An 11,816-nucleotide genomic window follows, 5' to 3' on the forward strand; every position below is an offset into this window, starting at 1 on the left:
ACGCGCCGGCATACGCCCGGTTCACTTCGCCAGTCCGGACACCAGGTTGATCGACGTCGCGATGATCACGGCGCCCAGCGGGAACGAGAGCCAGGCGTGCCGCAGCGCCGTGCGCCGGATCTCCTTGGACTCGATGTTCGTGTCGGAGACCTGGAACGTCATGCCGATGGTGAAGGCCAAGTAGGCGAAGTCGCTGTACTGCGGGGCACCGGGTTCGTTGAAGTCGATTCCGCCGACCCGGCCGGAGTAGTACAGCCGCGCGTACTTCAAGGTGAACACTGTGTGGACGAGCGTCCAGGACACGAAGACCGACACCAGCGCCAGAGCGGCCTGCACGTACTTGGCGTTCCCGTTCGCGTGGCCGGCCCCGAACAGCACGACCCCGACCGCGACCAGACTGGCGACCGCGGCGCCGAGCAGAGCCAGGTCGGCCAGATCCCGGCTGGGGTCCTCCCGCTGGGCGTGTCCCGCTGTGCTGTCGGCGTCCAGGCTCCATACCGTGGACCACACCCACCCGCAGAACACGACCGCCAGCACGTCCCACCCGATCAGGGGCGCGGCGCGGCCGGCTCCCAGCAACGCCGTGGCCACACCCGCCGCGGCCGCCGCGGCAACGGAGATCAGCAGCTTCGTCCGGGCCGAGCTGAAGGCCCCGCGGGTCCCTCGGCTGTTCTCAGGATCCGAATGCACAGGGTCCAGGTTCGCAGAGGTCCGGACCGGATCGGGGCATGTCGGGCCCGGTATCGGCCATCAGTGGCTTCCTTCGTCGGTACGGACGACGGAGGGCGCCAAGGCGTCGCGGACACGGTCGACCAGACCCAGTACCGGCCCGACGAGCAGTCCGCCCGGCGGCGGCGTGGGGGCCGACGGGTACGGACGAGTCGGTCTGACCGACGTGCCGGCTCGAACCTTCTCCCCCAGTTCACACAACTCCGCCGGAGGAAAGGCCGCGGCCAGACACGGGAACAGCCGCGCCTCCTCGTCGGCCACATGGGAACGCGTGGCGGCCATCAGCTTGATGAACACCTGGTCGAAGACCTCGTCGGTCGGTTCGAGAGGTTCGAGCCGCCTCATAAGCGCTTCGGCCGCGGCGTCCGCGGTCAGCGCATGGTCGACCACCGATCGTCCGTCGACGGCGTCGCGGACGATCGGGTAGACGTGCTGTTCCTCGGCCACCATGTGCCGGACCAGCTCGATGACGACCTGGTCGGCGAGTTCCTTGCGGCGGTGGCGGAAACGGGCATGGTCCTGGACCTTCTCGAACAGCTCCGCGACACGTTCGTGGTCGTCTCTGAGCACCGCGATGATGTCGGGGGTGTCCTCGGTCGTTGACATGGCGGCTCCGATGCGGCTGTGCGCGGTCGCGAGATTGACCCGCGGAACCCCCTGCTGCCCTGCCCGCCTGAGAGTAAACAACCTTGTCACCGACCGCACCGCTCGGAAAACCATGATGTCAGAGGGCTCCCCCACGACAGGCGCCGCGCTATACTGGCGGCAACTTCCGCGACGCCCCAGCCCCCGGCGCCGTGCTCCTCGGTGTGGACTGCGTTCGTGCGAGGCACCCGTCCGGAACCTGACAGCGGGCCCTCCTCCGTACCCGTGCGCGTCAGTCGACACCCCAGCTCAGTCGAAGACAGCGCTTGGGGGAATCCATGGGCACGTTCCCACGCAGACATCATCAGCGCCGCGGGGGTTCGCGCGGGTCGGCGATCCGGGCGACCGGAGCCCCGGCGCCGTCTCCGGGTTCCGCCGACGGCGTCGTGGCGCACGCCGAAGGCATCACGCGCGACGCCTGGCTTCGGACGCTACGCGGTGAGTGCGACTACACCGGCGCCCAGATGCGAGCCGCCTCAGTCCGCTGCGACACCGCGCGGCGGAATCTGGCCGCCGCCCTTCTCGAACGCGATCCCGAGGCGATCGCCGTGGCCTATATCGATCTGGAAGAAAGGCTTGTCGGTGCCCGCATCACGGCGCGCGCCCACGGGCAGGCTCGTGAAGCGCTGGAGCGGGAGTTCGGTATGGCGTATGGCCGAGCCGGCGGCCTGGACGTCGACGGATACGCCGGTCGCGAGCGCGTGCCGGGCAGGCCCGACGAATCCGCGGCCGTGCCGGGAGCCAGACGAGCGGTGCGGTCCCTGCTCGCTCTCGGCTGGCTTTCCCAGCATGTCGTGTCCTCGCTCATGCGACTCACGACGGCCCGCCGGCTGTGACCGCGGCGCGTCGCGGCGGGGACCAGCGCCCCGTCGTCAGCCGGTTCGCGGCGGAAGATCGAGCAGAGTGTTCTCCACGAGCTCTGACATCGCGGGGTGGATCCAGTACTGGCCGCGCGCCACGCTGAGGGCGTCCTGCCCCAGACTCATCGCCTGGATCAGCGGCTGGATCAGCACCGAGGCCTGCGGGCCGATGATGTGCGCGCCGAGAAGCCGTCCGGTCCGTGGATCGGCAAGGATCTTCGCGAAGCCCTCCGGGTCGTTCATCGCCCAGCCGTAGGCGATCCCCGCGTAGTCGCGCCTTCCGACCACGTATGGGACACCGTCGGCGCGGGCCCGCTGTTCGGTCAGCCCGACCGAGGCGATCTGCGGCGAGGTGAAGACGGCGTGCGGGACGAAGCGGTGGTCGGCCTCGATCGGAGCGTCGGGACGTACCAGGTTGTGCGCCACCACCCGGGCCTCGTGGTTGGCGACGTGCTTGAGCTGATACTCCGAACTCACGTCGCCGAGCGCGAAGATGCCGGGCACGTTCGTCCGCTGCCGGCGGTCCACGGCGATCCGGCCGTCGGGATGCGTCGCGACACCGGCTGCGGGCAGGTTCAGGCGGTCGGCGTTGGAGCGCCGTCCGACGGCGACGAGGAGTTCCTCGCCCTCGACGATCTCGGCGCCGTCCGGACCGCGCAGGTGAACCCGAACGGTCGCGCCGTCGCGCTCGACCCTGGTGGCTTCCCTTCGCTCCCGGAGATCCCACTTCCGGCGCGCGAGGTCGGTGAACAGCCGCGAGACGTCCGTGTCTTCCCGGGTCAGCATGCCGCCGGATCGGGCGATCACCGTGATGTGCACGCCGAGGGCTGAGAAGACGTGCGCGAACTCCGCCGCGATCGCGCCCGCTCCCAGGATGACCATCCGTTCCGGGAGCTTGTCCAGCCGCATGACGGTCTGGTTCGTCAGGAACCCGGCCTCGGGAAGACCCGGCACGTCGGGCACGATCGGCCGCGATCCGGCGGCGATGACGAACCGGTCGGCGCTGATCGTCTCACCGCCGCCGACCTGCAGTGTCTTCGGGCCGGTGAAGCGGGCTTCCCCTTCGAACAGGGCGAGATCCGGGCCACCGGCGCGGCGGTGGTGCAGCCCGTCGGCCGAATGCCTGTCGACGCGGTCGAAGACGCGGTTCCTGATGTCCTGCCAACGCACTGCCGGAGTGGGGATGTCCAGCCCGAACGCCTTCGCCTCGCCGGCCTCCTCAGCCAGGTCCGCGGTGTACACGAACATCTTCGACGGGATGCAGCCGACGTTCAGACAGGTGCCGCCGAACCCGACAGCCGCATCGTCGACGAGCGCGACCTTCCAGCCCCGGGGACGGCCCGCCACGACGGAGTCGCCGGATCCGCTGCCGATCACGACCAGATCGAAGTGCCTCATCGTCCCATCATCGCCTCCCGCAGCCGGCAGGCTGTACGCCACATCCTGGTCAGAGTTCGTCATCGGGCGGGGTGCTGTCGCGGGCGACAGCGTCGAGTTGGGCGGTGAGGTCGTTGGTCAGGCGGCCGATCAGCCGGAGGAGTTCGACACGGTCGTCGGCGGGCCAGTCGGTGAGGGCGGCGGCGAACCAGCCGTTGACGACGGTGGTGTAGCGCTCGACAAGCGCTTCGGCCGCGGGGGTGAGGGCGATCAGGCGGGCCCGCTGGTCGTCGGGGTCGGGGACGCGCTTGATCATCCTGCGCTTCTCCAGGTTGTTGAGCTGGCGGGTGACGTGGGGACCGACTACCTGCATGCGGGCCGCGATCTCCCCCACCCGCAGGGGGCGTTTCGCAGCGTCGAGAATGACGAGGACGGTCATGGCGGGGCGGTCCAGTGTCACCTGGGCGGCCTCGGCGGCCTGCTCGTAGAGCGCGCCGCGGTTGAGCAGATTTCTGAGCTGGAGCAGGTGCGGCAGCAGCTGCGTGGTGGTGTCGGCCTGCGGGTCCATCGCGACTCCCTTGATAGATACCTAGCGTAGGTATACTATCGTCTCATCCCCGGTTCACCACGGCGGCGTCGTTTGCCGTCAGATTCGATACCTAAGGTAGGTAGTTAGCGCCATGACCACGAACCCGACCGCGCCCGAGACCACCACCGACGTCCTGATCATCGGCGCCGGCCCCACCGGCCTCGCCCTGGCCTGCGACCTGGCCCGACGCGGCGTGAGCTGCCACATCCTGGAGCGGGCCGCGCAGCCGAGCACCGCCTCCCGGGCCAAGACCATCCAGCCGCGCACCCTGGAGGTCGCCGACGACCTCGGCGTGATCGAGCAGGTTCTCGCACAGGGCCTGACGAACATCCCCACCCGCCACTACGACCGCGACCGGGTGGTCTCCGAAGCGGTGGAACTCGCCGGCGGCGAGTCCACCCCGGACGCCCCGTACCCGCCGGTCTGGCTCTCCCAGCCGAAGTTCGAGCAGATCCTGCGCGAGCGCCTGGCCGCACTCGGCGGAACGATCCACACCGGAGCGGAGGTATCCGCGCTCGAGCAGGACGACCACGGGGTCACCGCCACCGTCCAGACCGAAGCGGGTCAGCACACCGTGCACGCCCGGTACGCCGTGGGCGCGGACGGCGGGCGCAGCACCGTGCGCGCGCTCACCGGCATCGAAATGCACGGCACCTCCCTGACCGACCAGCGCTGGCACCTGGGCGATGTGCGGGTGAGCGGCCTGTCACGGCACTGCCAGCACCTGTGGACCGGCAAGGACGGCCTGCTGTCCCTGTTCCCGCTGCCCGGCACCGACTTGTGGCAGTTCCAGGCGGGCATCCCGGCCGACGTGATCGAGCCGGAGGCACCGTCCCTGGAGTTGTTCCGCCGCATCTTCGCCGACCGCGCCGACGTGCCCGGCGTGCAGATCGAGGATGTCGAATGGCTCTCCCTCTACAAGATCAACGTGGTCCTGGCCGACCACTACCGCACCGGCCGGATCTTCATCGCCGGCGACGCGGCGCACATCCACTCCCCCGCCGGCGGCCAGGGCATGAACACCGGCATCCAGGACGGCTACAACCTCGGCTGGAAACTCGCGGCCGTCCTGGCCGGCGCGGACCCGACCCTGCTCGACACCTACGAGCCCGAGCGCCGCCCGGTCGCCCGCAACGTCCTGGACGACAGCACCACCCGACTCGGCCGAGTCATGCGCGCCATCGGCGAGAGCGACGGATCATCCGCACAGCAAGGACTGACCGACGAACACACCACCGGCCTGGGCATCACCTACCCCGACAGCGCACTGACCCACGGCCCCGGCGCCGGAGGCCGCGCCCCCGACGCCCCCTGCCACGACGCCGCCACCGGCCGGCCCACCCGCCTGTTCGACCTCATGCGCGGCCCCCACTGGACCCTGCTCTCCTTCGGCGCCATGGCCGCGCCCCAGCGCCTGCCTCGCGGCCTGCGCGCTTTCCAGGTGACCAGCGACCCCATCGCCGGCCCCGGCACCAACCCCGGCACCGTGACCGACACCGGCACCGGCACCGGCACCGGCACCGTGATCGACACCGACGGCCACGCCCACCACGCCTACCAGATCACCGGCGACGAACTCATCCTCATCCGCCCCGACGGCTACCTCGCCGCCCGCCGCCCCACCCACGACCTCGATGCCGTACTCGCCCTGCACACCACAAACGGCCTGTGATCTCGGCGGCCGGTCAACCGGTCGCTGGGGAAGAAGCCTTGAAGTAGCGCAGCTCACCACGCTGCGCTACTTCGCGTTGTACGGTACCCAGCGGCCCAGCGCCGACATGGCCCGCCGCACTCATTCGGGCACGTGCGCAGCCTGGTCCCGCAGCGGCCATCGACTCGGGGTGGCGTCAGCCCAGCCCTGACGCCACCCCGAGTCGATCTCCCTGATGTTCATCCGCATCCCATCGCGGGGCTGCCGATGTCAGCCGTGCTGGCTGTGGAATTCGTCAGCGGTGCTCGCCGTGGAATTCGTTGTGGACGCCGGCCCCGGCCTTCGCGCCGGCGCTGGCGCTGCCGCCGCTGACGTCGCTGATGTGGCCGTTGTCGTTGGCGGTGGCGCCGGAGGAGTCTCCGCCGCGGCCCCCGTTGTTGTTGCCGGTGACGGTCACATGCACGCCGTCCTGGTCGTGCTCGTGGCGGTGGCAGGGCAGGTTGAGCACGTCCTTGGTGAGGTGGACGGCGTGATCATGGCCGCCGCGGCGGTTGTTGGCGCGGTCGCCCCAACGCTCGCGGTCCCCGCCGATGACGGCGGCGACGTTGATCAGCTGGCACGAGTCCTTGTCGGTGATGCGGGTACGGATGGTGATGGGCTCGCTGGTTTCCCCAGGGGCCAGGTTCTCATCGCTCTTGCAGGTCACCATCTTGTGCGTGGCGTCGCTGCCGCAGTCCCAGTGCCGGCCTTCGGCGGAGGTCGCGGTGAGCCCGTCGGGCAGCGTGTCCGTGACAGCGTAGGTGCCGCGAGTATCGGCGTTGCCGTCGTTCTTCACCCACAGGGTGTAGACCACGGCGTCGTCAGCCGGATCCTGGTGCGACTTGTGGATCGTCAGCGACGGCGCGCGCCAGGAGTCAGGCTGATGGATGGGACCAGAGTGGGTCGCGGCCTGCGCGAGGCTGGGACAGGCCAGCGCGCTGCCCAGGGTGATCGCGGCCGCGCCGCCGAGCAGCATCCTTCGTAAAACCATCATTCCGCCCTTCCTTGTGGACCCCGGCAAGGGAGTCCTGTTGTGCCCCGTGAGGCGTCGCGTGCCTGACGGGAAGTTTGTCGTATAGACACCATTTGAGCGGGTTCGCTCCCGTACCGCTAGTTCATCTCGGCCACAGGAGTTAACTCACGCAAGACGGAGCGCACTCGACTGCCCGAGAACGCTCGTTCGTACCGCTGATCAGCGACGCTTGCCGAAGTGCCGGAGGGGCATGGGGCAACGGACTGCGCGCTGCATGCGGTGGGGCGCGTGCTTGATGATGTTGACGGCGCGGCCGCCGCGGCCGCCGCGGGCCTTGGCCTGCACCTTAGCCCTGGCCTGCGCCTGCGCCTGTGCCTGCGCTTGTGCCTGCGCCTTGGCCTTGGCCTTGGCCTTGGCGTCTGCGGCGGCCTTGGCTCCGGCCCTGGCGGAACCGCCGGTGACATCGTGGATGTGGCCGTTGCCGTTCGCAGTGGCGCCGGAGGAGTCTCCGCCGCGGCCCCCGTTGTTGTTGCCGGTGACGTTGACCGTCACGGTGACGCCGCCCTTGTCGCCCCCGCGGTGACAAGGCAGGCTGAGCACGTCCTTGGCGAGGTCGATGTTGCTGCCGTCGTGACCTCCGCCGCGGTTGCCGGCGGCGGCACCACTGCCGTAACCACTGCCGTAACCACTGCCGTAACCGCCCCGGTGGTCACCCCCGTCCACGGCGGCGATGTTGATCAGCTGGCACGGATCCTTGTCAGCAATGCCGGTGTGCACAGTGATTGGCTCACTGGTGGCGCCGGGGGGCAGGTAGGCATCACTCCGGCATGTCACCACGGTGCGCAAGGAGTCGGTGTCGCAGTTCCAGCGCTGGCCGGCGTCGACGGACTTGTAGGTCGCCCCTTCCGGCAGGGAATCCACGACGGTGTAGGGGCCGCTGGTGGGGGCGTTGCCGTCGTTCTTCACCCACAGGGTGTACGCCACGGCGTGGTCGGCCGGGTCCTCGTGGGCCTTGTGGATCGTCAGCGACGGCGCCCACTTGATTTCGACCGGCTGGGCGGGGCTGACCTGGGCCGCGGCCGCGTACGGCACCTGGGGCACCTGGGACACCTGGGGCTCATCCGCGGCCTGCGCAACGCCGGGACTGGCCTGGTCCGAAGCCGAAGACGGCGCCTGGGGCACGTCCGCGGCCTGTGCGACGCCGGGGCAGGCCACGCCGCCGCCCAACGCGATCGCGGCCACGCCGCCGAACAGCATCCTCCGAAGAACCATCTCTTACGCCCTTCCATGTGTGGGGTTTTTGCTCTATCACAAAGCTTTTGAGGCTCATGTGATACATGGTGCGATCAGGTTGATTTCATATGATTCCCATCTGCACCGCGAGTCGGCATCGGCCACAAGAGTTACTTGCGCTACACCGCAGTGCTGTCCGAAGCCTGTGACGGGCGGCGCCCCAGCGACCTTCGGCGGCCAGCCCGGACAGCCGGGCCCGAGCGTGGGCTACCGCACCCCACCCATCGGACGTGACGGACAACCAGGGACGTCGACGGTCACCGCGTCGGAGTCGGAGACGCCGACAAGAAGTCGGCCAGACTCGCCTGCGGGCCAGGTGGCGAAGTGATCGCGCATGTCGGGGGCCGGACCGTCGACGGCATGCACGGCCCCCGCGGTCAAGCCAGTGATCTCAAAGGTCTGTCACCGTCACAGCGTCGGAGCCGCGGAATCGAGCAGCCCCGCACGCCATACTCCGCGCAAAGTTCGTGCGCGGCTCACCGCATCAAGAAGATCTGCTCCATGCAGGCCCACCACTGTCATGCCGTATCCGCGCATCGGTGATCGACCTCCCTCATCTGCCCTGCGGCGAAGTAGTCGGCGAGGTCGTCCGGGACGGGTTCGATGTCCACCGGACGGCTGCCGTCGCGCAGCGACATCGTCGCGGCGTATCCGGTCGCGACGGCTTCGCGGGCCGCGACCGGTGAGGTGAGGGTCTTCCCGCCGTCGCGGACGAAGTCCAGGAATTCGTCGACCAGCAGCGGGTCGGCACCGCCGTGGGTTCCCTCGGGCGTCTGGATCGGGATGATCAGGTCGGCCTCTGGGCGGTAGTCGCCGCGGCGGTTCCACACCTTCACGACGGAGCCGTCGCCGCCGTCGCCGAAGTTCTCCAGCCGTCCCTCAGTGCCGATGACGGTGTAGTTGCGCCAGTAGTCCGGGGTGAAGTGACACTGCTCGTAGCTGGCGTAGACGCCGTTGTCGAGCCGCATGTGCACCATCGACAGGTCCTCGACGTCCACAACCGGGTTCAGGCCGCTCTGACTCAGCGGCGGCCAGTTGTTCTCCGGGTCCAGCCACTCGACCATCAGATCCCCGCTCGGCTCCCGGCGATCGGTGATCCGGCCGTAGACGACCAGTCCGCCCATCCCGGTCACCCTTCGCGTGTAGCCGCCGGCAAGCCAGTGGATGACATCCAGGTCGTGCGCACCCTTCTGGAGCAGCAGCCCGGTGGTGTTGCGACGGTCGGCATGCCAGTCCTTGAAGTAGAAGTCGCCGCCGTTGCCGACGAAGTGGCGACACCAGACCGCCTTCACCTCGCCGATCGCACCGGAGACGATCACGTCGCGCATGGCGGTGACCACCGGCATGTGACGCATGTTGTGCCCCACATACAGTCCGGCCCCCGAAGCGCGCGCCGCCGACAGCAGCCGGTCGCAGCCCTCGGTGGTGATGGCGAGCGGCTTCTCGACGAAGATCGGGACACCGGCGCCGAGGAGGTCGACGCCGATCTGCTCGTGCGTGTGATCCGGGCTCAGGACGAAGACGGCGTCCAGGTCGAGTTCGGTCAGGGCACGATGATCCTCGGTCGTCGCGACGTCCGAACCGAAGCGGTCCCGGGCACCGGCCAGCCGGCGCGGGTCACGATCGCACACCGCGACGACGCGTGATCCGGCGCCCGGCCGGTGGGCGAGTTCGGCCAGGTCCGAGCGCATGCCCAGGCCCACCACACCCAGCCTCAGGTCAGGCTTGTCCGTCATACGTCAGCTCCCCACTCTGTTCGGAGGAATCGGCGACCGGGGTCATTTCGCCGCCCCACTGGTCAGACCCTTGACGAAGTGCCGCTGGAAGGCCAGGAACAGCAGGAGGACCGGCAGTGAGGCCAGCAGCATGAACGCGAACAACTGCCCGTAGTCCGCGGAGTGCATTCCTACTGCCCGGTAGACCCCGACCGTGACCGTGGTGCCGTTCGCCGGCCCGAGGACGATCAGTGGCGTCAGGAAGTCGCTCCACAGGTAGACGCCCAGGAAGATCAGCACGCTGGCGGTAGCCGGACGCAGCAGCGGGAACACGACGCGCCAGAAGATCCGCATACGGCCCGCGCCGTCGATCGCGGCCGCTTCTTCGAGTTCGACCGGGATGGTGCGGACGAAGCCGGCGAACAGGAACACCCCGAACGGGACGTAGTAGCCCATGTTGCACAGGATCAGCCCGGGCAGCGTGTTCATCAGGCCGAGGCCGCGCAGGATCTGGACCAGCGGGTTGAGGATCACCACCCCCGGCACCATCAACCCTGCCAGGAGGAAGACCAGCAGGATCCTGGCGCCGATGCTCCGGGACCGGGCGATCGCGTAGCCGAGCATGGCCGAGACGACCGTGATGGCGACCATGGACAGCACCGTGATCTGGATGCTGTTGAGCAGCCCGCTCCAGAACAGGTGATCCGGGCCGCTGAGCACTTGGCGCAGGTTCGCCAGCGTGGGATGCAGCGGCACCGTCCACGGCGCGGAGGTGATCTGCGAGGTGGGCTTGAGAACGTTGGCGACGACGAGGTACAGCGGTGTGGCGTAGATCGACGCGACCAGCAGCGCCAGCACCGGGCGCAGCCACGGGATCCGGTCGTCGGACCAGCGGCGCAGGGCCCGGCGACGGGCCGGAGCGGCGCCGGCGGGCGCAGGGCCCTGCGGGATGGATTCCGAGTGGCTGCCGATGAGAGCTTCCTTGGGTGAGATGCGGGCGGTCACAGGTACATCTCCCGCCGCTGGAACAGCCGAAGGGTGATGGCCGACACCGCGGCGGTCAGCACGAGCATGACCACCGCGTAGGTGGAGGCGTAGCCGGCGCGGTTGTCGATGAATCCGACCGTGACGATGTTGTAGGCCAGGGTCGTGGTCGCGTCGGTCCCCGGACCGCCGTTGGTGATCACCTGGACCTGGTCGTAGGTCTTGAACGCGCCGATCAGCAGCATGACGGTGTTGATGGTCGTCGCCGGCGCGAGCAGCGGCCAGGTGACGGTGCGGAACCGCTGCCAGGCCGACGCCCCGTCCAGGGCGGAGGCCTCGCTGAGTTCGGTCGGGATGGTCTGCAGCCCGGCCAGGTACACCACGATGCAGAAACCGAGGCTCTGCCAGATACTGACCGTCGCCACGCTGTACAGCGCGAGGTGGCGGTCGGTGAGCCAGCCGGGCGGATCGCTCACGCCGACGTGGTTCAGCACCGTGTCCAGGATCCCGCCGTCGGCCAGGATCGACTGCCAGATGACGCTGACCACGACGCCGGACAGGATGACCGGTACGAAGAACACACTGCGCAGCGCCCGGTAGAAGCGGCCGGACCGGTCGATCATCAGCGCCAGGACCAGACCGAGCGCGTTGGGGATGACGATGGTCAGCACGGCGAGCGTCAAGGTGTTGGTCAGCGCGTGCTGGAACGCCGGGTCGCCGAACAGACTCCGATAGTTGGCCAGCCCGATCCACCGGGTCGGCGGGTTGAACACGTTCTTGTTGGTGAAGCTTTGCAGGAGCGCGATGACAGCCGGCACGGCTACGAATACGAGGTAGAGGAGGACTCCGGGGCCGGCGAAGCTGAACCAGAACGCTCCGGTCCGTAGCCGCTTCCCCCTCGACGTGATCCCGACTGCTCTTAACACGGGTCTTCCTTACTCATTTGGCGAACGGTGTTCCG

General features: G+C 68.9%; 11 protein-coding genes. 2 read left to right on the top strand and 9 right to left on the bottom strand.

What is annotated here, in order from left to right; translation table 11 throughout:
* Positions 1–21: 21 nt before the first annotated feature.
* Complete coding sequence (locus ABH926_RS30715; RefSeq protein WP_370369366.1) at positions 22–690, bottom strand: DUF1345 domain-containing protein; 669 nt, start codon at positions 688–690, stop codon at positions 22–24.
* 60 nt (positions 691–750) lie between these two features.
* Positions 751–1,335: a hemerythrin domain-containing protein gene (locus ABH926_RS30720; protein WP_370369367.1), complete on the bottom strand. Its 585-nt coding sequence runs from the start codon at positions 1,333–1,335 to the stop codon at positions 751–753.
* Between the two features lie 425 nt (positions 1,336–1,760).
* Between ABH926_RS30720 and ABH926_RS30725 the strand changes: the two genes are divergently transcribed.
* The gene (locus ABH926_RS30725; RefSeq protein WP_370369368.1) at positions 1,761–2,210 is read left to right on the top strand and encodes a hypothetical protein; all 450 of its coding nucleotides are present in this window, start codon (positions 1,761–1,763) and stop codon (positions 2,208–2,210) included.
* A gap of 36 nt (positions 2,211–2,246) precedes the next feature.
* On the opposite strand, the gene ABH926_RS30730 is transcribed toward ABH926_RS30725, so the two are convergent.
* The gene (locus tag ABH926_RS30730; protein ID WP_370369369.1) at positions 2,247–3,632 is read right to left on the bottom strand and encodes a mycothione reductase; all 1,386 of its coding nucleotides are present in this window, start codon (positions 3,630–3,632) and stop codon (positions 2,247–2,249) included.
* A gap of 49 nt (positions 3,633–3,681) precedes the next feature.
* The gene (locus ABH926_RS30735; protein WP_370369370.1) at positions 3,682–4,179 is read right to left on the bottom strand and encodes a MarR family winged helix-turn-helix transcriptional regulator; all 498 of its coding nucleotides are present in this window, start codon (positions 4,177–4,179) and stop codon (positions 3,682–3,684) included.
* 112 nt (positions 4,180–4,291) lie between these two features.
* On the opposite strand from ABH926_RS30735, the gene ABH926_RS30740 reads away from it, so the two are divergent.
* Positions 4,292–5,872: an FAD-dependent oxidoreductase gene (locus ABH926_RS30740; protein WP_370369371.1), complete on the top strand. Its 1,581-nt coding sequence runs from the start codon at positions 4,292–4,294 to the stop codon at positions 5,870–5,872.
* Positions 5,873–6,146: 274 nt separating this feature from the next.
* Here the strand turns inward: ABH926_RS30740 and ABH926_RS30745 are convergent, their stop codons facing one another.
* The 5 genes from ABH926_RS30745 to ABH926_RS30765 all read right to left on the bottom strand — a co-directional run bounded on the left by ABH926_RS30745 (position 6,147) and on the right by ABH926_RS30765 (position 11,673).
* Positions 6,147–6,884: a hypothetical protein gene (locus tag ABH926_RS30745; protein WP_370369372.1), complete on the bottom strand. Its 738-nt coding sequence runs from the start codon at positions 6,882–6,884 to the stop codon at positions 6,147–6,149.
* A gap of 198 nt (positions 6,885–7,082) precedes the next feature.
* Positions 7,083–8,120: a hypothetical protein gene (locus ABH926_RS30750; RefSeq protein WP_370369373.1), complete on the bottom strand. Its 1,038-nt coding sequence runs from the start codon at positions 8,118–8,120 to the stop codon at positions 7,083–7,085.
* A gap of 554 nt (positions 8,121–8,674) precedes the next feature.
* On the bottom strand, positions 8,675–9,892 hold the full coding sequence (locus ABH926_RS30755; protein WP_370369374.1) for a Gfo/Idh/MocA family protein: 1,218 nt from the start codon (positions 9,890–9,892) through the stop codon (positions 8,675–8,677).
* Between the two features lie 42 nt (positions 9,893–9,934).
* Positions 9,935–10,747: a carbohydrate ABC transporter permease gene (locus ABH926_RS30760; RefSeq protein ID WP_370369457.1), complete on the bottom strand. Its 813-nt coding sequence runs from the start codon at positions 10,745–10,747 to the stop codon at positions 9,935–9,937.
* A 125-nt stretch (positions 10,748–10,872) separates the two neighbouring features.
* The gene (locus ABH926_RS30765; RefSeq protein WP_370369375.1) at positions 10,873–11,673 is read right to left on the bottom strand and encodes a carbohydrate ABC transporter permease; all 801 of its coding nucleotides are present in this window, start codon (positions 11,671–11,673) and stop codon (positions 10,873–10,875) included.
* Positions 11,674–11,816: the final 143 nt, after the last annotated feature.

Source organism: Catenulispora sp. GP43 (assembly GCF_041260665.1).
Taxonomy (GTDB): Bacteria; Actinomycetota; Actinomycetes; order Streptomycetales; family Catenulisporaceae; genus Catenulispora.